This is a genomic window from Oceanobacillus luteolus, assembly GCF_023715655.1.
Classification (GTDB): Bacteria; Bacillota; Bacilli; order Bacillales; family Amphibacillaceae; genus Oceanobacillus; species Oceanobacillus luteolus.
In genome coordinates this window covers 32220-58685 of the sequence record NZ_JAMBON010000019.1, presented here as the reverse complement: position 1 = coordinate 58685, position 26466 = coordinate 32220, and the positions used below count along the sequence as shown (strand labels likewise).

Annotated in this window: 26 protein-coding genes; 5 read left to right on the top strand and 21 right to left on the bottom strand. The window is 39.9% G+C overall.

The window, feature by feature from the left end:
* Nucleotides 1-433: 433 nt before the first annotated feature.
* The 3 genes from M3210_RS12030 (at nt 434) to M3210_RS12020 (ending at nt 3643) form a co-directional block, all read left to right on the top strand.
* Nucleotides 434-1558, top strand: a complete 1125-nt coding sequence (locus M3210_RS12030) for a CAP domain-containing protein (RefSeq protein ID WP_251514697.1) — start codon at nt 434-436, stop codon at nt 1556-1558.
* A gap of 175 nt (nt 1559-1733) precedes the next feature.
* A complete protein-coding gene (gene ytvI / locus M3210_RS12025; protein ID WP_251514694.1) occupies nt 1734-2855 on the top strand; it encodes a sporulation integral membrane protein YtvI in 1122 nt (373 codons plus the stop codon).
* 332 nt (nt 2856-3187) lie between these two features.
* Entirely contained in the window at nt 3188-3643 is a 456-nt protein-coding gene (locus M3210_RS12020) for a helix-turn-helix domain-containing protein (protein ID WP_251514692.1), read from the top strand.
* Nucleotides 3644-3674: 31 nt separating this feature from the next.
* On the opposite strand, the gene M3210_RS12015 is transcribed toward M3210_RS12020, so the two are convergent.
* From M3210_RS12015 to M3210_RS11975, 10 genes are all read right to left on the bottom strand, one after another.
* Nucleotides 3675-4457: a 2-keto-4-pentenoate hydratase gene (locus tag M3210_RS12015; protein WP_251514690.1), complete on the bottom strand. Its 783-nt coding sequence runs from the start codon at nt 4455-4457 to the stop codon at nt 3675-3677.
* A 46-nt stretch (nt 4458-4503) separates the two neighbouring features.
* Nucleotides 4504-5295: an SDR family oxidoreductase gene (locus M3210_RS12010; RefSeq protein ID WP_251514688.1), complete on the bottom strand. Its 792-nt coding sequence runs from the start codon at nt 5293-5295 to the stop codon at nt 4504-4506.
* Between the two features lie 112 nt (nt 5296-5407).
* Entirely contained in the window at nt 5408-6187 is a 780-nt protein-coding gene (locus tag M3210_RS12005) for a TatD family hydrolase (protein ID WP_251514685.1), read from the bottom strand.
* A gap of 25 nt (nt 6188-6212) precedes the next feature.
* Nucleotides 6213-6866, bottom strand: a complete 654-nt coding sequence (locus M3210_RS12000) for a zinc dependent phospholipase C family protein (RefSeq protein ID WP_251514683.1) — start codon at nt 6864-6866, stop codon at nt 6213-6215.
* A 29-nt stretch (nt 6867-6895) separates the two neighbouring features.
* Complete coding sequence (locus M3210_RS20730) at nt 6896-7285, bottom strand: DUF4181 domain-containing protein (protein ID WP_379598705.1); 390 nt, start codon at nt 7283-7285, stop codon at nt 6896-6898.
* A gap of 138 nt (nt 7286-7423) precedes the next feature.
* The gene (locus tag M3210_RS11995; RefSeq protein ID WP_251514681.1) at nt 7424-7885 is read right to left on the bottom strand and encodes a RidA family protein; all 462 of its coding nucleotides are present in this window, start codon (nt 7883-7885) and stop codon (nt 7424-7426) included.
* Nucleotides 7886-7969: 84 nt separating this feature from the next.
* A complete protein-coding gene (locus tag M3210_RS11990) occupies nt 7970-8782 on the bottom strand; it encodes a multinuclear nonheme iron-dependent oxidase (RefSeq protein WP_251514672.1) in 813 nt (270 codons plus the stop codon).
* Between the two features lie 28 nt (nt 8783-8810).
* On the bottom strand, nt 8811-9233 hold the full coding sequence (gene fosM / locus M3210_RS11985) for a FosM family fosfomycin resistance protein (RefSeq protein WP_251514669.1): 423 nt from the start codon (nt 9231-9233) through the stop codon (nt 8811-8813).
* Complete coding sequence (locus M3210_RS11980) at nt 9230-11041, bottom strand: M3 family oligoendopeptidase (RefSeq protein ID WP_251514667.1); 1812 nt, start codon at nt 11039-11041, stop codon at nt 9230-9232. The genes fosM and M3210_RS11980 overlap by 4 nt, the downstream gene beginning before the upstream one ends.
* Before the next feature lie 26 nt (nt 11042-11067).
* A complete protein-coding gene (locus tag M3210_RS11975; RefSeq protein ID WP_251514665.1) occupies nt 11068-11712 on the bottom strand; it encodes a Type 1 glutamine amidotransferase-like domain-containing protein in 645 nt (214 codons plus the stop codon).
* A 202-nt stretch (nt 11713-11914) separates the two neighbouring features.
* Here M3210_RS11975 and M3210_RS11970 point away from each other — a divergent pair, with 202 nt between their 5' ends.
* On the top strand, nt 11915-13513 hold the full coding sequence (locus M3210_RS11970; protein WP_251514663.1) for an amidohydrolase: 1599 nt from the start codon (nt 11915-11917) through the stop codon (nt 13511-13513).
* A gap of 66 nt (nt 13514-13579) precedes the next feature.
* Here the strand turns inward: M3210_RS11970 and M3210_RS11965 are convergent, their stop codons facing one another.
* Nucleotides 13580-14248, bottom strand: coding sequence for a hypothetical protein (locus M3210_RS11965; protein ID WP_251514660.1), 669 nt, complete (start codon nt 14246-14248; stop codon nt 13580-13582).
* Between the two features lie 226 nt (nt 14249-14474).
* Here M3210_RS11965 and M3210_RS11960 point away from each other — a divergent pair, with 226 nt between their 5' ends.
* A complete protein-coding gene (locus tag M3210_RS11960) occupies nt 14475-15626 on the top strand; it encodes an acyl-CoA dehydrogenase family protein (RefSeq protein ID WP_251514658.1) in 1152 nt (383 codons plus the stop codon).
* Between the two features lie 78 nt (nt 15627-15704).
* Here M3210_RS11960 and M3210_RS11955 read toward each other — a convergent pair whose 3' ends face one another.
* The 10 genes from M3210_RS11955 to M3210_RS11910 form a co-directional block, all read right to left on the bottom strand.
* Nucleotides 15705-16256: a DUF6241 domain-containing protein gene (locus M3210_RS11955; RefSeq protein ID WP_251514656.1), complete on the bottom strand. Its 552-nt coding sequence runs from the start codon at nt 16254-16256 to the stop codon at nt 15705-15707.
* Between the two features lie 245 nt (nt 16257-16501).
* A complete protein-coding gene (locus tag M3210_RS11950; RefSeq protein ID WP_251514654.1) occupies nt 16502-17785 on the bottom strand; it encodes a (Fe-S)-binding protein in 1284 nt (427 codons plus the stop codon).
* Nucleotides 17778-19190, bottom strand: a complete 1413-nt coding sequence (locus M3210_RS11945; protein ID WP_251514645.1) for an FAD-binding oxidoreductase — start codon at nt 19188-19190, stop codon at nt 17778-17780. The genes M3210_RS11950 and M3210_RS11945 overlap by 8 nt, the downstream gene beginning before the upstream one ends.
* Nucleotides 19159-19911: a FadR/GntR family transcriptional regulator gene (locus tag M3210_RS11940; RefSeq protein ID WP_251514642.1), complete on the bottom strand. Its 753-nt coding sequence runs from the start codon at nt 19909-19911 to the stop codon at nt 19159-19161. The genes M3210_RS11945 and M3210_RS11940 overlap by 32 nt, the downstream gene beginning before the upstream one ends.
* A 95-nt stretch (nt 19912-20006) precedes the next feature.
* Nucleotides 20007-20630 (bottom strand): fumarylacetoacetate hydrolase family protein, encoded by a 624-nt coding sequence (locus M3210_RS11935; protein ID WP_285853745.1) that lies wholly within the window; start codon nt 20628-20630, stop codon nt 20007-20009.
* Nucleotides 20617-21351, bottom strand: a complete 735-nt coding sequence (locus M3210_RS11930; RefSeq protein WP_251514640.1) for a FadR/GntR family transcriptional regulator — start codon at nt 21349-21351, stop codon at nt 20617-20619. The genes M3210_RS11935 and M3210_RS11930 overlap by 14 nt, the downstream gene beginning before the upstream one ends.
* Before the next feature lie 17 nt (nt 21352-21368).
* Nucleotides 21369-23345 carry a TRAP transporter permease gene (locus M3210_RS11925; RefSeq protein WP_251514638.1) on the bottom strand — a complete coding sequence of 659 codons (1977 nt, stop codon included), beginning with the start codon at nt 23343-23345 and terminating at the stop codon, nt 21369-21371.
* A 45-nt stretch (nt 23346-23390) separates the two neighbouring features.
* Nucleotides 23391-24371 (bottom strand): TAXI family TRAP transporter solute-binding subunit, encoded by a 981-nt coding sequence (locus M3210_RS11920; protein WP_251514636.1) that lies wholly within the window; start codon nt 24369-24371, stop codon nt 23391-23393.
* 225 nt (nt 24372-24596) lie between these two features.
* Nucleotides 24597-25238, bottom strand: a complete 642-nt coding sequence (locus M3210_RS11915; RefSeq protein ID WP_251514634.1) for an endonuclease III domain-containing protein — start codon at nt 25236-25238, stop codon at nt 24597-24599.
* Nucleotides 25239-25306: 68 nt separating this feature from the next.
* The gene (locus M3210_RS11910; protein ID WP_251514632.1) at nt 25307-26263 is read right to left on the bottom strand and encodes a DUF3895 domain-containing protein; all 957 of its coding nucleotides are present in this window, start codon (nt 26261-26263) and stop codon (nt 25307-25309) included.
* Nucleotides 26264-26466 lie beyond the last annotated feature (203 nt).

The following is a 26466-nucleotide window of genomic DNA, read 5'->3' as shown; positions in this document are numbered from 1 at the left end:
TAATATTTATTTGGGTCATCTTTTCCTACCTCCATGTGTTGTTTTCTTGGTCGAAAATATTTTAACATGGGTCTGGAAGATGACCTATTTTTTTATACCTTTTTACACAATTATAAGGACGTTATCATTAGAAGTTGAAATTCCGTGCCTAATCGAACGTAAAAGGTTCTCACATTTGATTAGCAGATGATGAGCAGAAATGTAATAGCTATTAAATGCGGTTAGAAAGATTATTACATGCTATTTATCTGCAGTAATTTAAAATTGTACGATCCGTGTATGCTTATATGATAAAATAAAGTGTGCAATTTACAAGTATGTAGATTGGACATTTGGTAAGAATGATTACTATGAAACTTAATATCATTCGGACTTTATACATCATAGATTAATAACTGGGAACAATACAGCCCAGACTGACGGGAGTGGGAATTTGTCAATTTTACGGAATCTTATTGTTTTGTTTATTGTTGGTGCTTTTCTATGGCATCTTTATGGAGATAGTTTCGAACAAGCTGGTTTTATAGGAGTCTATGAAGATGTTCGCGATGACCTTCATGAAATATGGGAACATCCTGTAGTCAGCAATAGTGTGGATTGGGTAAAACAAGAGGTACAATATCTGGCTGACAGGCTGTCCGACCAACAAACAGAAGATATAGCACCTTCCAGTCAAGAAAAGCCGAGCTTAAGCCCTCCTAGTGAACAAACTTTTTCTATTCATAATATTGTACTCGGAGACGATCGTAATGACGTCGAAGATCAGGTTGGAGAACCGAAGAGGACATCGAGAAACGAGTATGGAGTGGATTGGGTGGCATACCATGAAAGTTATCAGAATTTCATCATGGTATCTTATAATGAACAGGATAAAGTAAATGCAATGTATACGAATCACGATTTACTAAGCTCTTCCAACGGCTTAACATTTGCAAGTACACGTGATGAAGTCCTCTCCGTCATGCCAAAACCACTCAAGGCTTTGAGAAAAGGATTGATAAATTATCAAATCCAAGATAATGGAGAATTTAACATGTTTAAACTCGATGATAGCTATGTGACGTTTTTCTATGATAAACACCAAGGATCAAAAGTAACATCGATTTTAATAATAGATGAGGAATTGGAAGAACAAAAGAGAAAGTATTTTGCAGAACCTGACCAACAGTTACGGGAAGGTCTTGAATATGTCTTATTTGATTTGACGAACTCAACTAGAGTCAAATTCGGATTACCTGCTTTGGAGTGGAACGAATCAGCAAGAGAAACGGTTCGGGCACATAGTGAGGATATGGCTGAACAAAGTTATTTTAGTCATACCAACTTACAAGGTCAATCCCCCTTCGACCGTTTAACGGAAGATGCCATTTCATATCGAATCGCTGGGGAAAATTTGGCAACTGGTCAGCCTAGCAGTATATTTGCACATGAAGGATTGATGAATTCTTTAGGTCATCGTGAGAACAAACTTCGAAACGGATATGAATCGTTATCTGTCGGTGTCGCATTTGATAAAAACTCCCAGCCTTACTATACAGAAAACTATTTAGCAGATTAGATATTAGGCGTTTAGGGTAAAACCTTTACGTCTATTTTTCTTACAAGAGGACAACTATCTAGTGAACGAGCCCAATCTAGTGCAACTTTCAAATCTGTGATAACATTATTTAAGAATATAGGGAATGAACGTTTATTAAACAGGTTTCCCTTGATGGTAAGAGGAGTGTCGTTTGATGAAGCACCCAGTCGTACAATTGATTTTTAGAATATTGCTTATTCTTCTACTCACCGTTATTGGGCTGTTTTTACTGTTTCACTTTCTAAGGTTGACCTATCCATTTCTTATAGCAGCACTTCTCGCCTTTTTGATTCAACCCATCGTCAGTGTATTCGAAAAGTACCTACGCTTTCCTAGGCCACTTGCGGTTTTAACCGGAATCCTCTTTCTAATAGCAATTGTTGGCGGTTTTCTTACGGCCCTCATCAAATTGACGATTGATGGGATTTTATATTTATCTGAGTATGTGCCTAATCAAATCAAAATCGTCGCCAGTAATCTACAAAATTACTTTAATGAATTTATATTACCTCTATGGGATCAAAGTATAGGCTGGCTTGATGAAATGGATCCTGCCCAACAAGAAGCACTGCAAGAAGGGTTTCTAATAGTTGGAAACAATATTGCATCGATGCTTGGCAGTCTTGGACAAGGTATTGCCAATGCCATCACCTCCATCATCGGAGCTCTTCCGATTACGTTTACAGTGATAATCTTTTCCATTTTGGCCATTTATTTTATCAGCAAAGATTCTGACAAGTACGCTAGATTCTATCGTAAACTGCCTTCTATTATTAGGGAAAAAACATGGGATGTATTTCGTGACTTGCAAAGAAAAATCTTCGGCTTTTTGAAATCACAAATTATTTTGATGATCCTCACCTTTGTAGTCAGTCTCATTGGTTTATTCATTTTACGGGTGGAAAATGCTTTAACCATTGCAGTCATTCTTGGACTACTTGATTTATTACCTTACTTGGGCCCTGGACTGGTATTAATTCCGTGGAGTATTTACAGCTTTTTCACAGGAGACTTGTTCATGGGAATCGGATTAATGATCCTCTATGCTTCTACTGTAACTGTCCGGCAATTTGCAGAACCAAAAGTTCTTTCAACAAGCCTAAGTTTGAACCCTCTCGCAATCCTTGTCTCCTTATTTGCGGGACTGCAGTTATTTGGTGTGATTGGTTTAATCATTGGTCCGATATCTCTAGTATTGATCATATCCTTATACGATGCGAAAGTATTTGATGGATTATGGGGATTTATTAAAGGGGATATAACCAAAAAGTTGTAAACAATTTGCTATACTATCGTACTGTCGTTATTTCCCAGGAAATAACGACGAAGGATTATGAAGATATAACGGTCATCTAGTCCATATGTCATTAAATAAAAAACAATGAGGGATAAAATCTTAACGATTTTGTCCCTTTTTACTGCCTACAAAACAGTGCTGCAATACAATTAAATCCATCAGTAGTTACTTTAAAACTTTAAGGATAAAATACTTAAATAGACAAGCTTGTAAACTGGCAACATCAAGTTGCTCCTTGATGCACGTATAACTATCTTTACTTTGATGATATCATCCATCAATAATGGAAATAAGGAAAGGTGATGACTAACATGATCTTTAGCGAAAGATTAAAGAAGGAACGGGAAAAAAAGGGGTGGTCACAAACTGAGCTTGCTGACAAAATCCATGTGAGTCGTCAATCCGTTTCAAAATGGGAAACTGGTAAGAACTATCCGAGTATCGAAATAATCATTGAATTAAGTGATTTGTTCGGTATCACAATAGATGAAATGTTAAGGAGTGACAAAGAATTGACGGAACAAGTGATTCAAGATAGTAAAAAATTGGCATATCCAAAATGGAAAACATTTTTTGATAGTGTGTTTATGTTAGGTGCATTTCTATTAGTGTTCAAACTAATTATCTTTGGATTAAACCATTTTATTGGTACAAATATTATGATCTTAGAAGGACTGCCTAAAGGCGTGGTCAATTTTGCACCATTAGTTTTAATGGTTATTGGTGGCGCTGGTTCAGACAGTTTAAAAAACAAATACTTGGATTGAAAAAAGGTAGCATTATCGCTACCTTTTTTTATTATTTCAATGTAATTTCAACTTCTCCAATTTGGGAGTAGCTTACTTTATATGTTCCTTTTTCTGCCCTGATCGGTGAGATGAATGTTCCTGATGAAATTGTCATTCCCTTCTTCAACACCTTGCCTTTACTTGCGAGTTTTTCTGAAAGCCAGGCTACTGCAGTAACTGGATTACCGAGAACAGCGGAAGAATCCCCATCACTGATTTTCTCTCCATTATGGAACAGCTCCATTTTGATACCCATTAAATCCGCAATAGATAGCGGTGCAATGGATTCTGAAACGACAATTAAGCCTGTTGCTGTATTATCGCAAAGTAAGTCAGTTAATGAAAAATTAGGGAACCAATCAATATAACGTGCATCTGGAATTTCAATCCCGGCAGCAAGTCTGCTTTTGCTGATGATTTCCCCCTCGCTAGCTTCCAGACTCAAATCTTCTTCTAAAATAAACATAATCTCAGGTTCTATCAGCGGATCAAATAGTGAAGATAAACGAACTCCATCCCCGCTCTTCACAATATTATTCGTCAACAATGTCCCATATGCAGGTTCATGTGTATTAGCAATCGCCTGTGTTTCTGCACTAGTCATACTAATTTTGTAGCCTGCAACTTCCAATTTTTCCGATTTACATCTACGTTTAATCAATTCATCCTGTACCGCATAGGATGTGGCTTCATCTAAAGAATATTGGTTACTGATAAATTCAATCGGCTTTTTGGTTTGATATGCTTTATGAAGTATCGTAGAAACTTCATCAACTAAAGTTGTCGTTGTCATCATCTCTGCCCCTTTTATGCATACACTTTGAAGTATTTTTTTATAATTATAAAGCCTTGACTAAACCACCATCTACAACAATTGTTTGACCAGTTAGATAGGTATTAGCACCTGAAGCAAGGAAAACAATTGTTTTTGCAAATTCCTCCGGTTTTCCATATCTCCCCATCGGGATGGAACTTTCAGCTTTACTACGGATTTCATCGACGGTAACTCCTTGTATGTTCGCTTGAATTCCATCCAATTCTGTTACTCGATCAGTCGCAATCCGTCCAGGTCCAACAGTATTAATGAGGATATTATCTTTTGCTAATTCCTGGGAAAGACTTTTTGATAGGCCGACAATCCCAGCTCGATATGTATTAGATAAAATTAGATTATCCAGCGATTGTTTTACGGAAGAAGATGCTATATTTACAATTCTTCCAGTGCCAGTTTCACGCATGGATGGCAATACTCCCCTGATCAATCTGATAAAGCTTAATAGATTTAATTCAAATGCTTGTTGCCAATCTTCATCAGAAAATTTATCGAATGTACCTGCCGGTGGTCCGCCCGCATTATTGATAAGCACATCCACCTTACCGTTCCACTCGATTGCGGTATCTATTAAACTGTTTATTTGATCTGGGCTTGTAATGCCACAAACCTGATAGCGGACATTTTCATTCCCTGTCTTTTCTATAATATAGGCAGCTGTTTGTTTTAATTCAGCCTCATTCCGACTGGAAATTAGGACATGAGCTCCTTCTTCAGCAAACTGCAGAGCAACCGCCTTACCTAACCCCTTGCTGCTGGCTGCAACAATAACTGACTTTCCTGTTAAATTAAGGTCCATTCAGTAAACCTCCTGTTCCGGGATCAATTGTCCCAATAATTTTTATACTAATTTTAACACATTTAATAGAATTTTAGGATATTTATAGACAAATTTGAATGAAGGACATGGTTTAACCCCGAATTTTATAAAAATCTTTAGTGTTTTGATAGATTTGACCGTATGCTTCCTGCAGATTGACTTGTTTTATACTAGCAATAACTCTCATTGATTCGTGAATCATATTGGGATTTGTCATTTGATTGTGGAATGGGCCTTTAAATTGCCATGGTCCATCGGTTTCGACCATTACTTTGCTGAGTGGAAAATTCTCAGCGATATTCTGTATTTCTTTTTTATAAGTGATATCCGGTGTGAAGGATATATAATATCCGTTTGCTTTCATACGTTCCAGCGTCTTCTGATCACCTTTAAACCAATGGAAATGAGCATTGGTGACGGAATGCTTCTCTAATAATGAGCAAGCAAGCGGCGCATCTTCATAGATAGCATGAAGAATAATCGGTTTATCCACTTCCTTTGCTAAAAGGATAAACTGCTCCAGTAACTCGAGATAGGCTTCAAGCTCAATATCTTTCTCTTCTTTCCTTAAGTAATACGGCAATCCAACTTCACCGATCGCCACCATCTCATTTTCATGCTGTTTGATAAAATTGATGAGCTTTACCATTTCATTTTCTTTCGGTAACACTTGTTCTGGATGAAAACCAAATGCAGGAAAGACGTTTTCATATTCCTTAGCTAACTCCAGATTCTTTTTAGCTGATTCCAAATGATTGGAAACTGTAATTAGTCCAGCAATATCGTTTTGCTCCAATGTGGTTAGGATTTCTTTTTGTTCGAATTCGCTATATAAATCCAAGTGAATATGCGCATCAATTATTTTCTGCAAGTCCAATCCCCTCCAATGCTGCCTACTAACTCTTGATAGATTTCTCTTTTTCATTTAAAGATGAGAAAGATTTCAATTTGTACAATCCCAATTCAACAGAAGTCTCGATATAGCCGATAATCTGTTCCAATGTAAAAACTTGAAGTTTCTCATTCTTCACTGCTTGATCATAATCCATATCCCCTAACACAAAAGGGACAAGCTCTTCCACATCTTTGGATTTGACGTTATTCAGGTCTGGTACAGTTGGAATCATAGTAAATGCTTTTCGTAGGTCATCCACCAACCCATAGTGCTCTAATAGTTTTCCATTCAGTAAGCGGAAATCTTGGTGGTATAGCTGATATAGTCCTTCAACTTCTTTCATTCTGTTTTTCAGCCAGGAAAGATAAAATCCTTTAAGCCAAATATCATCAGCTAGTAAATGCGTATAGTATCCCAATATGTAATCATTCCTGGCATCCACCATAGTATGGTGTTCCTTAAGAAACCCCTCAACATCAACTCTTCTAGAATGATCTTCAGCATCACCAATAAAATAATGCGAGGCATTTTTCTCTTCCACGGTGAATACAGCATCCGGTGCAATACTACCTAATAGAAAAACTTGCTTATCATTCATTTTAATTTCATCAGCAATTTTATGGCCAATAATGGCATGCATAATTCTTGAGCCCAATTTATTCACCCCTCATGAATTTAAAGTGACTATAACAGCACTCGGAAAATAGAAATAAATCCCACTGTCCAAATTATCATTTCACTAAATGTCAGAATGGATTTCTTTGGAGTCGGTGAATACTTCCATTCAAATATAGCTTGAATGAGACTTTGAAGAATAAAAAAGAAGATTATACTACCAAATAAAATAGGTATAAAGGAGTCATGAAATATCACGTAATAAAGAAGAACAATTTGAGTAATCAAGGACATATATCGAACTACCCGATCAATATTTCTATGCAATTTGTTAAAATAATTATGAGAAAAGATTTTCAGTCGTTCTTTTTTAATAGAAAGCAATCTTCTTAATAACAGTTTGACCGCTATATTAATGATAATAGTTGTCAGTAGGATAACACCCACATGTAATACCATTGCATACCCCTCTATTCCCTCCTGAATATAAATCCATGGTAGCATATTATTCAGAAGATTACAGCGTGCATTTTTCCATTATATAACATAAATACAGACACCCTTCTGTTTGGAGTGTCTGTACATGTATGCTTATTGTTATTGTTTTACCGCAATGATCAAGTCAAGCTCAATTGGTGTATTGCTTGGCAGTTCTGCCGCTCCAATTGCGACACGTGCATGGTGACCATTTTCACCGAAAATCTGAACAAGCAACTCTGATGCTGCATCCATTATTTTACCCATTTCATTAAATCCTGGAGCTGCTTGGATATAACCGGATAATTTCAATATTTGTTCGACGTTATCAAGCGTGCCAATCTCCTGTTTTACACTGCTCAAACCTTTCAAAACACAATACTCAGCGAGCTCCCGTGCCTGCTCAACGGTAACTTCTGTTCCAACTTTACCCGGGTATGGAACTTCTCCATTAATCCTCGGGACCTGTCCGCTGACATAGGCCACTCCTTGATGAATCGTAAGTGGCACATAGCTATACAGTGGAGCAACCGGCTCAGGTAGTTCAATACCAAGTTCTTCTAAACGTTTTTCAATACTCATTTTCTATTCTCCTATCTATTGCCGTTTTTATGTATGATTCTCTCTTTTATTATACCGATGAATGGAGAATATAGCCTGGAAAATCTATTTCACTAGATTATAAAGAACAGGCAATTGTTCTGCCAGCACCTTTTTGTCCGTCCGCCATTCAAAAATTGGACCTACTCCACCATATTCAAAAGCAACTACCCATGGTTCTGGCCAATTTCCGGCTTTAATTTGCTTTAACGACCATGAAGCCAAATTCCAATCGTCTTCGGTCATTGGCATGCTGTCACGCAGACGTCGAGATTCATCGTGATACTGGATTCCTGTAATATGAAGTTCTTTTAAATGTTCAAGTGGCAGTTGTGATATATAGTCTTTCACATCAAAACCAAGACACATGGAGGTCATTTGAGCATGAGCAATATCAAGCAAGAGGCCACAACCAGTTTGACCAATAATTCCACTGATGACAGCTGGTTCAATAATCGGCCGCATCATATAGTCACCTTTTCCGCGGCAGATTACATTTTCTAAAATAATATTTTCAGCACCAACTTTTTCAGCCAACATTTCAATATCATGTACAACTGCATGGATTATCTTTTTAATATCGGTTTGATCTGTTGTAAGAACATCTACATTCGGAAAATCCTTTGCATAGGCGACGGCATGGACATTGATATAAGGTGTATTTGTATTTTTCTTAAGGTATTTGATACGCTCCCAATTTACTTCCCCCATTTGTCCACTTCCAGCATTCAGGTCGAAATGAATATAACTTCTTTTTGTTGATTCAGCCTGTTTAATCAGCTCATCACTGAAATCCGGGCACTTGAACATATCTACTTGTATGGCGCCCTCCTGAATCAATTCCTCTGTTTCTTTCGAATAATTAACCGCAAGTTTCATAGATTCACCCCTATTGAATAGAATGTTTTTAGTCAAAGAACTCCATATGCGTTTTCTCTTCTCTATAGTAACTCAGCCGGTCTTCCAATGTTCCTGTATGAAACTCAAATTTATGGCCATCCGGATCGGTGAAATAGATGGATCTCTTGTCCCTTGCATCTCTTTCCCGACCAGGTAAAATATTTACATTCAGTTGCTTTAACTTTGTAATGATATCATCGAACTCTTCCTCAGCAACGGTGAACGCGATATGAGTATAAGATTCTTTTATCTCGTTACGAGGAATATCGTGCTCCACATTTAGAGCAAGCCAAAGTCCATTTAAATCAAAATAGGCAGTACTCCTCCCTTTCACCAATAATTTGGCCTGAAATACATTTCGATAAAATTCAATAGACTCATCTAAATCAGATACGGAAAACAACAAATGGTTAATACCTTTTATATTCACTTTTTATCCTCCTGATTCATGTCATGGACTAATTCAATAAAATCCTCCGCATCTCGGACACATAATTTTAATCCCTTTTCCCAAAAATCTTCAGATGTAATATCCTCTCCTAAGTGCTCTTTCATCAATTCTTCAATAGACATACTCCCTGAATCACGAAGTAAGGAAATATAATTCTTTTCAAATCCCTTCCCTACTTCCTTTGCTTTAGCATATAGACTAATAGAAAATAAATATCCAAATGTATAGGGATAATTATAGAAAGGGGATTGTGTCAAATAATAATGTGGTGTCCAAACCCAGGAATATAAAGATGGTTGATCAAATGAACCATCATATGCAACTTCAAATGCATCTTGCATTAATTCATTTAACTTGGTCGCTGAAACATACCCCTTTTCACGTTCCACATAGAACCACTTTTCAAAGAGGAATCTGGAATGCATGTTCATGAAATTCATGACGCTACGTTTTAGTTTTTCATCAAGTATCTGCAATTTTTCTTTGGCAGACTCCGCTTTTTCTAACGCTGCATCTAATATGATTTGTTCAGAGAATGTAGAAGCTGTTTCAGCCATGGTTAACGGATATTGCCGATTAAATCCATGAACGGATTTCATTGCTTCATTGTGGAAAGCATGACCTAATTCGTGGGCTAGTGTCAGCACGTTCGTCATACTTCCATTAAAAGTCATAAAAATTCTAGATTCAGCAGAACGAGGGAAACTTGCACAAAATGCAATTGGAGATTTATTTGTCCGATCTTCAGCCTCAATCCAGCCTTCATGAAATGCTTGTTGAGAAAAACTTTCCGACTTATCTCCGAAACTACTAAATTGCTCTAATATAAAATCCACCGCATCATCATACGTTAAACTTTGATTGTTATCGCCAATTGGTGCCCAGAAATTGTATGACTTCATTTTATTATCGCCATACAATTTTGCCTTCTCATTGAGATAGGCGGTAAAAGGATGTTTATATTTATTTACCGCTGACCACATAGCGTTCAACGTTTTTTCAGTCATACGGTTGTCAAACAGTGAATCTGACAAAGTATCTATTCCTCTGTTCCTGTTGATCTGTATGCGAAATCCTGCCACACGATTCAAAATCTGTGCAAATATGTCCTGCTTTTCTCTCCAAACATTTTCCATTGCTTCATGTGCAGTTTTACGTACGTTCTCATCGGCGTGGGAGCGCAAATTTATCGTTTGTCCAACAGAAAACTCTTTCAAGGCGTCGTCCTTTTTAACCTTTACTTTAATGCTGCCTATAAGTGAACGATAAAACTGTTCCCAAGCATCAAAACCATTCATCTTCAAGTCGGAAATTATTCCTTCTAATTCCACATTTTCGTATCTCTCTGCCTTACTGCGCCAATTATTAAGTATAAAACTGTAATCCTTCAAGACTTCATGTCCTAATATTTTTTGCCAAGCCTGTTCAGTAGTACGTAATATGGCATGCTGAAAAATCTTTAGGATTGAATCATAACGAGCAGTTATTGAAGAAGTAACTTCTTTTAATTTATAGGCTTCATGGTCTTTAGTGTTTTGTGCAAGTAAACAAGTGATGTAGGAGTTGGCTTGTGATAAATTTAACCTTATCTTTGATAATTGCTCCAAAATATATTTGACGTGGTTCGCATTACCACTTAAAGATTTATTATATTGCTCCATATATAATTCCATTGCAGAAACATCTGTTTCTAGTTGATTAACATGGTCTTGAAATTGTGTAGATTTACTGCCTTCTGGAAATAAACTATCTAAGTTCCAGACTTTCACATATTTTGTTCTCCCCATTATGAAACCCCAATCATATTCAAGCGTTATAATCCATTGAAGACATAAAAGTTCCTAGAGCCTTTATCAATCAATCTTTCATTTTCAAAATATAGATATCCTTCATCGTCAATTCCATAGCCAATTGACACACCTGTCTTTTTCAACGCTGATTTTAAATTATCTTTCTCATTCCATTTCGTAAAGTGTACGGCAATCACTAAATCTTTTAATAATCCCAAGCCCTCAAGAAAGAGCTGTTTCTTCTTTGTATTATCAATTGGTGAAATGACGCAATTTTTAGGGCTGATGAGAGCCCCTGCCGAGAAGCCTGCTAGTGGCACACCTTTCTCATACATTTCTTTTATTACATTACCAATTGCAGTATCTACAATAAAATCTCGATATAGCGCGGTATCTCCACCACCAATAATTACTCCTGTACATGATGCTAATTGGGATAATAGTGATTGATCGTATATAGAAGCCAGCGGAATATAAATAAAGTCATTTACACCATGTGCTTCGAGGTTTGCCGTATATTTAGGCATATATTCCTTCCAGCCTTCCCTCTCAAGAAATAATATTGCAACTTTTCCCTTTTCATTTAAAGACAGATTTGCAAATTTTTCCCCAGTAAAATCAACAAATGGAGGACTTCCGCCGAATAGAAAAAGATGTCTACTTGTCATTCTCTCACCCTCCCCCTACTAAAATTGGCTATTAACTACATTCTATAGTCCCTGCTGGATTCCCTTCATTTTCACTTCCTATCAAACTATTTTACAGCGATACTTGTGCCAAATTTTATTAATATGATAGTATGTTAGTAATTTCTTAGAATTCGGAATAAAAATCATGGTCTGCTGCTAATAGGTATGATGAGGAGAGAAAATGATGCGAAAAATTTACGTAAATGGTGTGATATATACCTTTAATAAAATCCAGCCTATCGTTTCTGCTGTTGTCACAGAGAATGGAATTTTTATCGATATGGGCGAGAGCAAGCAAATGCTCAACTTCTGGAAGGATTCTGACACAGAGGTCATTGATCTGCAAGGGAAGACTGTAACCCCAGGCCTGACAGATAGCCATCTCCATCTAGCCGGAATTGCAGAAAGCTTTGTGACACTTGACCTGACAGGAACTAATACAAAACAGGAAATGCTTGAGAAAATTGAAGAGAAGGCCAAATCCCTCCCCCCTGAAGAATGGATCATTGGCGGAAATTGGGATGAAAATCTATTTACGGAAGGTAAAATCCCTTCGATTTCCGAGTTGGACCATGTAGCTCCCGACAACCCATTGCTTCTCACTCGAATATGCCGGCATGCAGCTGTTACGAACAGCAAAGCCTTAGAGATAGCCAACTATCATCCGGACATGGCAGTACCGAAGGGCGGAACCATTGTTTTAGATGAAACGACGAAGCAACCTACCGGACTTCTGCTTGAGAGTGCAAAAGAGCTTATTGCACAGCATATTCCGAAGCGCTCTTTTGCGGACTGGAAGAATGCTTTGCGAAAGTCTATTCAATTCACTATCAAACAAGGAATCACGAGTGCTCATACCAATGACCCTTTTGCACTTGGAGGCCTTGAACAAACCTACCAAATCTACGATCAATTATTGAATAAAGAGCAACTCGGTCTCCGGACAAATCTCTTAATCAACCATGAGTTCCTGGATGATTTACGAGCGAATAAAATGTATGCAGGCTATGGTAATGATACGCTCCAAATCGGTGCGATTAAAATATTTGCCGACGGGGCATTCGGCAGAAGAACTGCACTATTATCTGAAGCCTATACGGATGATCCAGATAACTATGGGACGGCTATGTATAGTGAGGATGAATTAATAAATATCATTAGAAAAGCCCGAGAATTACATTTTCCTGTCGCAGTTCATACAATTGGTGATCAAGCTGTGGAAAATGTATTGAATGCATTAGATAAATTTCCTACGGTCTCTTATCGGGATCGCATCATCCATGTACAAGTATTAAGGAAAGAATTAATTGATAGGCTTCGTCATCCATCGCGTATCGTTGATATCCAGCCGCGTTTCTTGGCGAGTGATTTTCCTTGGGTTCAGGAAAGACTTGGCACAGAACGCATTCAAACATCCTATGCTTGGAAATCTCTTCTTCAAGCAGGTGTCATCTGTGCTGGCGGTTCCGATGCACCTATCGAACCGGTGAATCCATTGCTCGGTATACATGCAGCAGTGACGCGAAAAACTCCGGGCGACACCCATGGAGGATATAATATAGAGGAAAAATTGTCGGTGACAGAAGCTTTTCAGTTATTCACTGAGTATGGAGCATATCCAACAAACGAGGAGACTAAAAAAGGAACCATTGCTAGAGGCAAATTTGCAGACATGACCGTCTTCTCTCATCATCCGTTTGAGATGGAGAATCCAGATGATTTATTGAAGACCGAAGTGGATATGACCGTTATTGGCGGAGAAATAAAATATCGAAAATAAATGTATGATGCCTGTCTACGGCTTGTCCCAACCAACAAAAAAAGAAAGTGACACCACTTTCCTTTTCTAAAAAACACTAGGATAAGCCTGGACCATGGCATCTGAAATGGCATCTGCCATTTGCCGTGCTTGCTTTTCAATAGCATCATAGACATCAATATCTTTCTGAAAGTCTTTATTTATCATCGCGACCGCTTCTTGTTTTGTCAGTGCTAAATGTTCATAAAACATATCTCGAACAACCTCTTCCGGCAAAAAGCGATTTACACTATTTAAAAATACCGCAATTTCATCCGCATTTTCATGCCATTTTTTATCTGCTTCCGCAACAGCTTGCTGATCTCCAGCTATCGCTGCTTTGACTAGATCTGCAGCAATTAATAGATGTTGTTGAATGAGGTCTGTATACGTCTGCGCCACTAAATCTCCATATAATCGGCGAATCATGTTCCCCATATCTGTTGCGTTCCTCAGTAATCGCTTCAAAACAAATTCAATATCAGGCAAGTCGAATACTAAGCTGATAATTGCCATCCGTGTCCATGCCACATGTTCTTCCCAAAGACTGCGCATCTCATTCCGGTAATCGACTTCCGCTTGGCTTATACAATGGCCTTGTTGCTGGATTGGATAAGCTGGTTGCCCCATTGGGGGATAATATGCATCCATCGGTAAATTCCTTGGCATTAATGGATGATAAACCGGAATATATGGATTTTGATAAAAGTAATACATGTTGTTCATTCCACCTCATAAAAATATTCTAGTTCACTCCTGCTATAGTATTCTGTTGAATGATGTTGGGTGAATGTCTATTGCAATAAAAGAAATCATTATTTCATCTCCATCATTTTATGTTATATTACTCTATAAGTAATATTCTGATAATTATTACATCAAGTTTTATGCGTAAGAAAAATACCAATTCACGGTATCCCATAAAATGAGGAGGAGAGATGCAATGAAACCGTCATTCTTAACCGATGAACACGATATGTTTCGTGATGCTTTAAGGAAAATGTTAGAGAAAGAAGTTTATCCTTATTATGAACGTTGGGAGGAAGAACGTGCTATTCCTAGAGAGGTGTGGAATAAGCTTGGAGAAAATGGATTCTTACTTCCATGGGTAGATGAGAAATATGGTGGCCTTGGACTAGATTTTTCCTATTCGACCGTGCTCTTTGAGGAATTGGAAAAAGTCGGTTCTGGTATCGCGAGTGGAATTTGCCTCCATTCCGATATTGTCACCCCGTATATCTCCATTTATGGAACGGAGGAACAAAAGAAAAAGTGGTTGCCGAAAAGTGTAACTGGTGAATTTATTTCTGCGATTGCAATGACAGAACCTGGTGCCGGCTCCGATCTTGCCGGAATCCGTACAACTGCCAAAAGAAACGGCGAACACTATATCGTAAATGGTGAGAAGACATTTATCACTAACGGCGGCAACGCTGATTATGTCATTGTTGTTTGTAAGACCAACCCAGATGCAGAACCTGCTCATAGAGGGATCAGTTTGCTTGTGATTGAAGATGGAACGGAAGGATTTAAACGCGGCAAACAATTAAACAAAGTCGGGATGCATAGTGGTGATACGGCAGAACTGATTTTTGACAACGCGAAAGTACATGTAGAAAATCTGCTTGGCGAGGAAGGAAAAGGATTCTATTATTTGATGGAGCAACTTCAGCAAGAAAGACTAGTAGTTGCCTTGCAGGTCCAAATCGAAGCTGAAAGAATGCTCGAACTTACGATAAGTTATGTCAAAGAACGGACAGCGTTTGGCAAAACCATCGCCGATTTTCAACATACCCAATACAAAATTGCCGAGATGGCGACGGAGATTGATTTAGGCAGGACCTATGTTAACCGACTCATCGAGATGCATTTACAAGGGAAGGAAATCGTCAAGGAAGTCTCCATGGCCAAGTGGTGGATAAGTGAAATGGCCAAACGAGTGGCAGCAGAAGCAATGCAGCTCCATGGTGGCTATGGCTATATGGAAGAATACGAGATCGCTCGCCGCTATCGGGATATTCCGGTAACAAGTATTTACGCAGGAACAACAGAAATCATGAAAAATATCATTGCAAAGAAAATACTGCAGGATTAAGGGAAACTCTGAAAAGCTCTTTTATAGTTTATAAATAAAACAGGGACCTTCTGGATGCCTCCAATAGTCCCTGTTTCATTAACGTGCACTCTTTATGTAAGCTTCTTCCTCTTCTGGACTAAGAATCCCTGTTGCCTCACCAATCGTACCACCTTGCAATCTCCAGATTGTATTATGGTCTTGATCAACTTGTCCAAAATTATCCGTAGCCCATCTCTCAAGTATGTCACGATAAACATCCTCATGTTCTAATTCAGTTTCCTGTAATCCTTTAAGCAGCCAATCAATCCGCTCCCCGGTAATCTCAATAAATCCCCATTTTACATCAGCGATCACTTTCTGATGTGCCATTTGATGGATGTAATTTTGATAATCATCATCTCTCAGGTGCCGATGGGCTTTACTTTCACCAAAAGGATTTTCATAGACTTCTTCTTCCGGAAGCTCTTCTTTAGCCTCAATAGTATTCTCTGACTCTAGTTCTTCTTGTGCCGGTTGCGCTACTGCGTCAGTTTTTAATTCTTCATTTGCCGATTCTGCGACTGCTAACAGGTCTGAAACGATGTACCAGGCTGCTCCCGCCAATGCCAGGACTGTCACAATTGCTAGTGTCCACATAAACTTCCTCATAGGTAATCCCCCTAATACTTATACGATAAACGTAAGTTTTTGGTAAAGGAATCTAAAATATCTAAGTTTTACTTAATTTATTGTACCACTAAAAAACTTACTAAGGTGCACAGTTGGAGATTCTAAGCGAGCTATTAAAAAAGTTTATCTGTCACCATTTTAAGAGATAAGAAAACGGAGAATATGAAAGAATGGAAAATGCAGAATCATTTTCTGCTTCCTCCACTCTTCCATCAGCCATCATATTATTCCACTCCACAAGCCTCAGTCAAAAGTTCAACGATGTGAACGACTTCAATCTGATCGGACAGTCCTTCTTTTTCCACACCGACTTTCATTTGCAGGTGGCAGCCTGGGTTTGTTGTCACAATGACTTCCGGAGAGACCTTTTCCACCTGTTTCATTTTTTCATCCAATATATCCATTGCAGCTTCATAGTTTACGATATTATAGATTCCAGCGGAGCCGCAGCACATATTCTTCTGCGGCAGTTCCATATAAGTGATGCCAGGTATCTTCTTCAATAATTCAAGCGGTTCCTGCACCCGTTTTTGTACATTCGTCATATGGCAGGATGGCTGATAGGTTACGACCTTAGAAATCTCTTTGACAAATGGAAGTTTTACTTGTCCGAGGATCACACTAATATCCACACTCTTTCTAGCAAACTCCTCTGCACGTGATGCCCATTCCGGATCGTCTGCCAACAGCTTGTCATATTCCACCATTTGAGCTCCACACCCGCCGATACTGTTGACAATATAATCAAAGTCATACTTTTCAAATGCCTGGATGTTTTCCTTGGCGAGCTTTTTTGTAATTTCCGTTTCTCCACTGTGATTCTGAAGCGCGCCGCAGCATGTCTGTTCCTTGATGACGGTGACTTCACAGCCTGCTTCCTGAAGGAGTTTGATGCTCTTCGTGTTAATATCCGAGAACATCGTATCCATAATGCATCCGGTGAAGAATCCAATTCGAAATGCTGGCCTTAATTTTGCTGGGTAGTGCTCTTTTCTGCTTCTCCGTTCAATCGGCCCTTCCACATTCGGCAAGATCTTCTCGAAGGTACGCAGTTTTCCCGGTAAGAGGTTGATGGCCCTTGTTTTCCTGGCAACCGTCTGTAAACCTGATTTTTGATACAGGGCAAGTCCGCTGCCTGCGGTTTGAAGCAGCTTGTTATTCGGAATGGCTTTATCAAAGACAAAATCCTGGAATAATTTCGCGCGCTTTGTCATCGTCTTACTTTCTTTTTTATGATGCTGAATTGCTTCCTTAGCTGATTCAAGAATCTTTCCGTATTGCACATTGGTCGGGCAGACGACTTCACACGCCCTACAGCCGAGACAGAGATCAATCGGCCCTTCCAATTCGGAATAAGTGATTTTCCCTTCAGCAGCCATCTTCACCAAATTAATCCGGCCTCTTGGTGAATGCGTTTCACTTTTCATCGTTATATATGTAGGACATGCCGGAAGACAATATCCACATTGGACACAGTCAAATGTTTCTTCATATGCGAGTTCAGCCATTCGTCAGCACCAGCCTTTGACCGGGTTGTGGAAAGATTTTCCCGGGGTTTAAAATATTATTCGGATCCCAGCTTTCTTTAATCCGCTTCATCATATCCAATCCCACTTCACCAAGCTCCATTTCCATAAATGGCGCCTTCAGTGTACCGATACCATGCTCACCGGATAATGTTCCACCGAGTTCAATTGCGGCTTTAAAAATTTCTTCCACCGCCTGTTCAACCCGACGCATTTCTTCCTTATCCCGCTTATCTGCGATAATGTTCGGATGAAGATTTCCATCACCAGCATGGCCAAAGACAACTAAATCGATATTGTATTTCTCCCTGATTTCCTTTAGACGCTGAAACATATCAGGAATCTTACTCCTCGGGATGGTCGCATCTTCTGAAATCTTCGTCGGCTTTTCACGAACAATCGCAGGCGAGACCAGCTTTCTTGCTCTCCATAATTCATTGGCTTCTTCACTCGTGTTGGCCACCTTAACAGTGCGGGCTTCTGTTTCTTTACACACTTTCTCCACTCGGAGAATTTCTTCATCTATCGCTGCGGGATGTCCGTCCAATTCAACTAAAAGCATCGCTTCGGCATCAACGGGTAGTCCGAGAGGTTCATAGGCTTCCACCGCTTGAATCGTTGCATTATCCATAATTTCAAGTTTGGAAGGCAAAATTCCTGAGCTAAGAATCTTCGTAATCGCTTTTCCCGAATCGACAATGTCATCAAAAACTGCCATCATCGTTTTCGTAGCCTGTGGTTTCGGATAGAGCCGTAACGTCGCTTCGGTTATGATTCCGAGTGTTCCTTCCGAACCGACGATCAGCTTCGTCAAATCATAGCCTGTCACATTTTTCACCGTCCTGCCCCCGGTTCGGATGACTTCCCCTTCCGGTGTCACAACCTCAAGACCAATGACGTAATCTTTCGTCACTCCATACTTCAAGCCACGTGGACCACCAGAGTTCTCTGCCAAATTACCACCGATTGTGGAAACGTTCGAACTGCTCGGATCAGGTGGATAAATCAGCCCCACTTCTAAGGCAGCATCATTAATATCCGCCGTCAATACACCTGGAGACACTACAGCGACCATATCCTCCGCATCTACCTTCAGCACATCATCCCATTTCGACAAGTCGAGGACAATTCCTCCGTGCACCGGGAGAGGTCCCCCGCTTAAGCTCGTCGCCTGTCCTCTTGGGTAAACCGGAATACCATGTTTATTGGCAAGCTTCATGATTGCTGCTACCTCCGTTGTTGACATGACGAGCACGACAATGTCTGGGAGATATGTTCCAAACGACGCATCATACGAGTAGCTGTATAAATCCACCTTATCGGTCAGTATCCTTTTTTCATCACGGATTATCTCTTTAAGTAATGCGGCTAACTCCTCTTGTTTCATCTTCATCCCCCACTTCAGTCCGCTGTATGTATCTTTCTTTTATATTCTGGTGATGCTCCCACATGGCGACTCTCGCTTCTTCCGGCTTTTTCTCCATGATTGCGGTGAAGATATTTTTATGTTCCAGCATCACCCGATGATTTAATACATCATCCTTTGTCGAATGCTCCCTGCTTTCTTTCACGTTCTTCCTGATTTTATCTGCAACCAAGTTGATCACATCCACCATGATTGGGTTATTGGAAGATTCCACGATACAGAAGTGAAAAGCATAATCTTCATCCAATGCAATTCTGCCTTTTCTCTCCACTTCAAGCAGATCGTTATAGATCGTTGTCAGTTTTTCCCTCTGCCTCTGTGTCATGCGTTTTGCTGCATAATAGGCAGCATCTCCTTCAATAGACTGTCGTAATTCTAGTAGATTAATAAAATCAGAATTCCTTCTCTCCACTACTTCGGAAAACTTCTGCAACAATTCTTGCCGGGGAGCTTCATTCACAAACATTCCGACACCCGGCCGAACCGTAATAATTCCCGATGACTCCAAGACCGTCACCGCCTCTTTCACCGATGTCCGTGATACACCGAACATTTCTGCTAAGGCACGCTCCGAGGGAAGCTTCTCACCGGGCAAAATTTTCTGGTTTGCAATTGATTCTTGTATTTGTTGGATAATTGTCTGATAGATTCTCTTCCGCTTTTTTATCGGTGTAAACTCCATCTTATCCCTCCTCACATCATCAGGTGGCTTAGTGGGCAGTCCAGTGATGGTTAGAAAAAAGTCGGAACTGATAAATCCCGACTCTCACTTGGACTCTAATTCTTCCCGACCACAAAACTGCCTTTTACCTCTTCTCCCCAGTTCAATACAAATTCATCAGAATCAGAAATTGGTCCAACACCTTCTGGAGTTCCTGTATAAATGATATCTCCTTCGTTTAAACCAATTTCCTGATGAATATATTCAAGCAGTGTTTGAAAATCAAAAATGACCGATTGAATATTACCTTCTTGAACGATATCACCATTTCGCTGTAGGTAAAAATCTGTTTCCTTCAGTTTTTCCACACCTGGGAAATCCCAGAAATCTGTAACAATCGCAGCATTCCTAAACCCTTTCGCAATCAGCCAAGGATGGCCTTTTTTCTTAAGCTTTGATTGTACATCCCTTAATGTGAAATCAATTCCAAGCGCCATATGTGTCACTACGTCGTCGACTGTGAAACCTTCATCCACCTTATTTCCTACATAGAGGACAATTTCCAATTCATGATGGATTTCTCCTCGGTCGCCTGGAAATGAAATCCTACTTCCATCCGCTTTTGCAAGTGCGCTCGTCGGCTTGGAAAAAACAAGCGGTGCTTCAGGCACCTCATTACCTAATTCCAATGCGTGTTTCTTATAATTTCTTCCGATACAATAGATATTATTTATTTGCATGATTACTGTTCTCCCCTTTTCCCGTCACACGAGGGTCATTCAGCTTGATGCGAGCTTTTGTCAGGTGATTAATGACAGCTTGCTTTGCTGCTTCTCCATCTCTTCGCTTAATCGCTTCATATATTTCCTCGTGCTCCAAATAGACTTCCTTCCGTTTCGCTGCCCAACCCAGGTTCTTCTCCAAGGAAAACTTGAGGGCACGTAAATGAAGATCAGATAGGTTATTCATTGTCTTTGTTAAGAAGGGGTTATAAGCAGCCTCCACTACAATTCGGTGGAAGGTGAAATCCGCCTCATAGCCGACAGACCACTCATCATCCATCACTTCTTTGAAAGCTTCCAAACTTTCCTTCAGTTTCTTCATATCTGATTCTTTATGACGGGAAGCGGCGAGAAATGCGGACTCTGATTCAATGATCGTCCGCATTTCCAAGAGATCGTGTACCTGCTCGACATCGACCATTTCAAATTGGGCGTTTTCGAACATATTGGCAAGATTCACTTCTCTCACCCAATTTCCACCGCCTTGTTTTGACTCAATGATGCCGCTCGCTTCCAATACACTTAAAGCCTCACGGATAGGAACACGGCTCACTCCAAACCGCTCCGTCAGTTCTTTCTCTGTCGGCAATTTACTATTAGGAGGAATTTCTCCAGATTTAATCATATTTTTTAATTCATCTAGCACCAATTCTGATACTTTTTTCCGTTGTATTTGCATGAAATTCCTCCTTATAATTATATGCCGACTACTTTATCTTCCAATTCATTTTGTTTTTTGGCACGGACGATATGCCATGCCAGTAATAGTCCACCTACTACTAGTCCAATTGCATCCGTCACTAGGCCTGGCTGAATCAACAGTAGAGCGACCGCAAAGAAAATCACACGCTCTAAAATATTCAGCTTTGCACTGAAGTAATTAAACACGGAGATAGAAAGGGCGTACACTCCGATGACCGCCGTGACAAAGACAATAATGGCACTTACTGGTGAAGCAAGCTCTCCAGTCTCGGTCTGCATCACCATAATTGGATTATAAGCAATCATAAACGGAATGATGAAACCAGGCAGACATAATTTGAGTGCTGTCCATGACGTCTTCATCGCGTCGGCCCCGGCAAGTCCGGCAGCTGTAAATGATGCCAAAGCGACTGGTGGCGTGATATTAGACAAAGCACCAAACCAAAATACAAAGAAGTGAGCTGCAATTGGATTAACCCCCGCCTCAACTAAAGCTGGTGCAGCAGTAACTGCTACGACAATATAAAGTGCAGTTGATGGTAGACCAAGACTTAGTATGATACAAGTGATTGCTATCAGAATTAGGATGATAGCCAGTGACCCACCGGATAACTGAATGATATTGTAAGAAAGGGTTGCCCCCAGCCCTGTCATCGTTACGACAGCTATTAAAATTCCTACCGACGCACAAGCGATGGTAACCTGGACAGTACCTTTAGCTCCATCCACCAGTGCCTGTGCTGCTTTCTTGATCGTAATTCTGTTCGATTTATCCTTTGTCAGCCAGCTTGCAATGATTGCGGAAATAATGCCGGCAAATCCCGCTGCAATTGGTGTTTTTCCAGCAAGTAACGTACCAATAACGATAATCAGCGGCAGAAGAAGTACTCCACCTTCTTTTAACACTGCCCAAACTTGTGGAATCGAGTCTTTGCTCATTCCTTTTAATCCTTCTTTTTTCGCTTCCAGATCAATGGCAATTATTAAACCAGCATAGTAAAGAAGGGACGGAATAATCGCTGCCAGAATGATGATGTTGTAGCTGACTCCGAGGAATCCTGCCATAATAAATGCGGCAGCACCCATAATCGGCGGCATGATCATTCCACCTGTTGATGCAGCTGCCTCTACCGCAGCAGCATAACGAGCCTTCAATCCAATCCGTTTCATTAACGGAATCGTAAATGGACCGGTCGTTGCTACGTTTGCAACCGCACTTCCACTCAAGGAACCGGTCAACGCACTGGAAAGGACTGCTACTTGAGCCGGTCCCCCGCGGCGCTGTCCAGCAATGGCAACCGCCAAATCATTAAACAGACGTGTGGCTCCGCTCGCGTTAAGAAATGCCCCGAAAAGTATGAATAACACAATGAAAGTCGTTGCAATCGATAGAGTCATTCCGAAAATACCTTCTGTCGTCATGTAGAAGCGGAATAATAGACGCTCCAAAGAAAATCCGGCATGCCCTATAATCCCTCCAAAGTATGGACCGAATAAGGCGTAGATGATTGCCCCCAGCGTCAGCATCGGAATGAAAAGCCCAACACTTCTTCTGGACACTTCCAGTAAAGCTAGGATCGTAATGATAGCGAATACATAATCCCATACAATTGGCTGTGACATCCGCTCGTTATGTATGGTGAAATAGTTGAAAATAATATACAACAATCCGGATAGTCCTATTAAGGCAAGGATAATATCCATCATCGAGAACTTGGTTCTATCCCCATTTTTGGTTGCCGGATTCAAGAGGAATCCCAACACAAATACAAAAGCCAAGAAAATCGTGTTGCGGTATATCTCCTGGATGTTCATGAAACTGTTCGAATAAATTGCGAAAAGCGACAAGGCTAAAGCAAAAGCTGCAACAATGATTGCCTGGTTGCCCTGAAGTGTGCGGCCTCCCCCGCCTCCTTCTTTATCCAAGTCGACTGTTTCAGTTTGTACTGCTGCTTTCTTTTTAAAAAGCATGAGTTTCCCACCCCTCTAATATATTCTTACTGTAAGTTAAACTTCCTATTTTGCCTCTGGCGGAATAAGTTCTTCTGGAATTTCCAATCCTACTTCAACAAAATAGTTATATGCTCCAATATGAAGCGGTGCCGGTAACCCATCCAGCGCTGTTTCCAAGGAAACTTCCTTTGCAGAACTATGGATGCTATGAACCGTATCTAAGTTTTCATAGATTGCTTTCGTCAGGTTATATACGTCTTCTTCTTCCATTTCAACTGATCCTGCCAAGAAGTTCGGCATGGCAATCGTATGAATTTCTTCATCCACACCCGGGTAAGTTCCTGCCGGTATGACAAAGCGATACCATGTATTATAAATACTGTTTATCTCTTCCAATTGCTCATCGGTGACTTCCAGAACTGTTGCATCTACTCCACTAGCGTACATATCCATAACGGATGATACAGGTACCCCTGCCGGTAAAGAACCACCGTCCAGCCTTCCATCCCTCATCGCAGATATTGTATCGTCGTACCCGAGATATTCAGGAGTAATATTTTCCTTTGTCAGTCCAAGGCCCTCCATAATCGTCAACGTGGACTCCTCTGTTCCACTTGCCTGTGGACCTACTGAAAATCTTTTCCCCTCAATATCTTCCAACGTGCCCGTTTCTACTTTACTATTCATCAACACAAAGTGCTCCACGTTTCCCCACAGCATCGTGATGGAGCGCAAATCTTCATAAGGATTTCCTTCGAAGCTACCAGACCCTTCGATAGCCTGTGCCCCAATCAATCCTTGTAAAATGGCGAGATCCGCTTCGCCTTTTCTAAGTAAGTCAATGTTTTCAATCGAACCTGCAGACGACTGCCCGGTCACTTTAATACCTTCCATCTCTTCCGTCCACAAGTGGCCGAGTCCTACACCAATCGGATAATACGTTCCTCCAGAGGAAGCGGTTGCAACAGAAAAGTACTTCGTATCACCGCATCCAGCGAGCAGCAGTGTAAGCAAAATGAGGATAGGTGCCATCACCTTTCTCATAATATTCTCTCCCTTCTAAATGTAAGCGTTTTATTAATTTGTATTACAAGTATACAATATTACAATAATTTATCAATACTTTTTGTCGAAAAATGTTCATAATTTAGTGAAAAATCTTTTTCAAAGCAGATTCCTAAGCAACTTTTGCAACAAAAAAGACCAGAGAAAAAGTACATCTTTCCCTGGCTTTCTATGGTTGGTTAGAATACAAACATAGTATGAATTTCATTCTATTCTTTGTTCACATATATCAAGTAAAGGACAAGCTTCACAAATCGGCTTCACCCGGCACGTTCTTTTTGCATGTTGTACAAGTAATGCATGGTATTCATTATATAGAGTTACATCTGACGGCAACTCCATTTCAACCAACTCTCTAACTCCATCATAACTTGACGGCATATCATATCCGAGGCGATAAAAAATTCGCCTTGCATAGGCGTCTACTACGAAGATGGGTTTATCAAATGCATAAACGAGCATAACATCAGCTGTCTCCCTGCCAATCCCATGAATCTGTAATAATTCTTGCCGCAGTTTTTCCTTCGTCATTGTCTTTATTACAGCAATATCATAATCATATTGTTTGAACCATGATATGAATGCCTTTATCCGTTTGGCTTTAACTGTATAAAATCCGCTCGACCGAATAAGCTGTGCGAGCTCTTCCATCGACAGCTTATCGATTTTTTCCGGTTCTAAGTGTGGCCTTAAACGTTCGAAGGCTTTTTCGACATTTCTCCAATTCGTATTTTGAACGAGGATGGAACCGATCATCATTTCAAAAGAAGTCTCTGCAGGCCACCAGTTTTGGGGACCGTAGTGGTTGTATAGTTTTTCATAAATTTGTAGATAAGATTGGGACATGGATGGAGCCTTCTTTCATTTATCTTGTGTTATTTTCTTTGCCCGCACTAGTAAGAATTAAACATCGGCTACCCACTAATTTGATAGAGCCGATCAATTCCCCTCTTCCTCCCCAAAAAAACAATCTCTCCGTTTTTTGTAAGATTTTCTAAGAAGAGACATACTTGTGGAAAAATCTTAAACGTTCCACTTGAATACTTTTCGTTCGAAGCCCCATGATAATCTATCAAGTACTGACATACTTCACTAGCCAAAAACTGAGTTCTATTTAGATCTTCTAAATAAATCAAGATTCCCGCTTGCAATGCTGGATCCAATTCTAAATCAAACTGGAAACGACCCTGTTGGAGCAAGTCTTCTCTAAGTTGTGCAAGATGTTGCTTCTTTCTCTCTTTTTGGGATTGTTGTTCTGCTAGATTTCTTTTCAACCGTTCGCTCTCTTTCATTTTGTTATATTCTGTGATGATCGTTTTTAACCGTGTAATCTGCCGATCAAGTAAAGGCACACTATATTCTAAATGCTGCTCGATATCTTTCGGGATATCCAATTCTTCCGGTATGGCGATGCCTTCACCTATCAAATTCCAATTTTGATTAATTTTTACAAGAATCTCATCCCGCTCGTAATCAATTACTTCTATCCCTTTAATTATTTCTTTCACTAGCTGCGGTGGAATTCCTACATGCTCCTCAAAATGATTGATTCCGAACTTTTTAAGCTCCTTCGTTTCCTTGTTTAGAACAATATATTGATACCTTAGCGCACGACCACATTCACAAAACAGCTTAGGATTCTTCCGCCAACCTGGACCAGCATCGATAAAATCCTGCAATTCCCACTGATTGGCTACTTTTTCAATCTCTATTTCTTCCACGCCTCCAGCTTTCCCTTTTGCCAAGACATTTGCAAAAACAGTTTTTCTACCACGTATCAAATACTCATCGATGAATTGCTTCTGTTTTTCATCCAGGTTCTTTGAAAGCTCATCCCGTTCAAGCTGAGTAAGGTGGATCATTTTAGTCATAAGTTCCACTCCTCTTATTTTCCAACTTAGTAGACAGAGAATAATAGATATGTTTATTGTAATCTATTTTGTACATGCACCACAATCCATCCGTTGGAGGTCCATTCATTTAACATTTTGGACAATCCCCGTCATATAGGCATTTTTTCTAATATGTTGAATAGAGTAGTACTGATGTGCCTGTACAATTTAAAAGGGGGGGG

Bases quoted from the DNA above. Each gene is read 5' to 3' on its own strand.
- ytvI (WP_251514694.1), top strand. From the start codon at position 1,734: ATGAAGCACCCAGTCGTACAATTGATTTTTAGAATATTGCTTATTCTT.
- M3210_RS12020 (WP_251514692.1), top strand. From the start codon at position 3,188: ATGATCTTTAGCGAAAGATTAAAGAAGGAACGGGAAAAAAAGGGGTGG.
- M3210_RS12015 (WP_251514690.1), bottom strand. From the start codon at position 4,457: ATGACAACGACAACTTTAGTTGATGAAGTTTCTACGATACTTCATAAA.
- M3210_RS12010 (WP_251514688.1), bottom strand. From the start codon at position 5,295: ATGGACCTTAATTTAACAGGAAAGTCAGTTATTGTTGCAGCCAGCAGC.
- M3210_RS20730 (WP_379598705.1), bottom strand. From the start codon at position 7,285: ATGGTATTACATGTGGGTGTTATCCTACTGACAACTATTATCATTAAT.
- M3210_RS11995 (WP_251514681.1), bottom strand. From the start codon at position 7,885: ATGAGTATTGAAAAACGTTTAGAAGAACTTGGTATTGAACTACCTGAG.
- M3210_RS11990 (WP_251514672.1), bottom strand. From the start codon at position 8,782: ATGAAACTTGCGGTTAATTATTCGAAAGAAACAGAGGAATTGATTCAG.
- M3210_RS11980 (WP_251514667.1), bottom strand. From the start codon at position 11,041: ATGGGGAGAACAAAATATGTGAAAGTCTGGAACTTAGATAGTTTATTT.
- M3210_RS11975 (WP_251514665.1), bottom strand. From the start codon at position 11,712: ATGACAAGTAGACATCTTTTTCTATTCGGCGGAAGTCCTCCATTTGTT.
- M3210_RS11970 (WP_251514663.1), top strand. From the start codon at position 11,915: ATGATGCGAAAAATTTACGTAAATGGTGTGATATATACCTTTAATAAA.
- M3210_RS11965 (WP_251514660.1), bottom strand. From the start codon at position 14,248: ATGTATTACTTTTATCAAAATCCATATATTCCGGTTTATCATCCATTA.
- M3210_RS11960 (WP_251514658.1), top strand. From the start codon at position 14,475: ATGAAACCGTCATTCTTAACCGATGAACACGATATGTTTCGTGATGCT.
- M3210_RS11955 (WP_251514656.1), bottom strand. From the start codon at position 16,256: ATGAGGAAGTTTATGTGGACACTAGCAATTGTGACAGTCCTGGCATTG.
- M3210_RS11950 (WP_251514654.1), bottom strand. From the start codon at position 17,785: ATGGCTGAACTCGCATATGAAGAAACATTTGACTGTGTCCAATGTGGA.
- M3210_RS11945 (WP_251514645.1), bottom strand. From the start codon at position 19,190: ATGAAACAAGAGGAGTTAGCCGCATTACTTAAAGAGATAATCCGTGAT.
- M3210_RS11940 (WP_251514642.1), bottom strand. From the start codon at position 19,911: ATGGAGTTTACACCGATAAAAAAGCGGAAGAGAATCTATCAGACAATT.
- M3210_RS11935 (WP_285853745.1), bottom strand. From the start codon at position 20,630: ATGCAAATAAATAATATCTATTGTATCGGAAGAAATTATAAGAAACAC.
- M3210_RS11930 (WP_251514640.1), bottom strand. From the start codon at position 21,351: ATGCAAATACAACGGAAAAAAGTATCAGAATTGGTGCTAGATGAATTA.
- M3210_RS11925 (WP_251514638.1), bottom strand. From the start codon at position 23,345: ATGCTTTTTAAAAAGAAAGCAGCAGTACAAACTGAAACAGTCGACTTG.
- M3210_RS11920 (WP_251514636.1), bottom strand. From the start codon at position 24,371: ATGAGAAAGGTGATGGCACCTATCCTCATTTTGCTTACACTGCTGCTC.
- M3210_RS11915 (WP_251514634.1), bottom strand. From the start codon at position 25,238: ATGTCCCAATCTTATCTACAAATTTATGAAAAACTATACAACCACTAC.
- M3210_RS11910 (WP_251514632.1), bottom strand. From the start codon at position 26,263: ATGACTAAAATGATCCACCTTACTCAGCTTGAACGGGATGAGCTTTCA.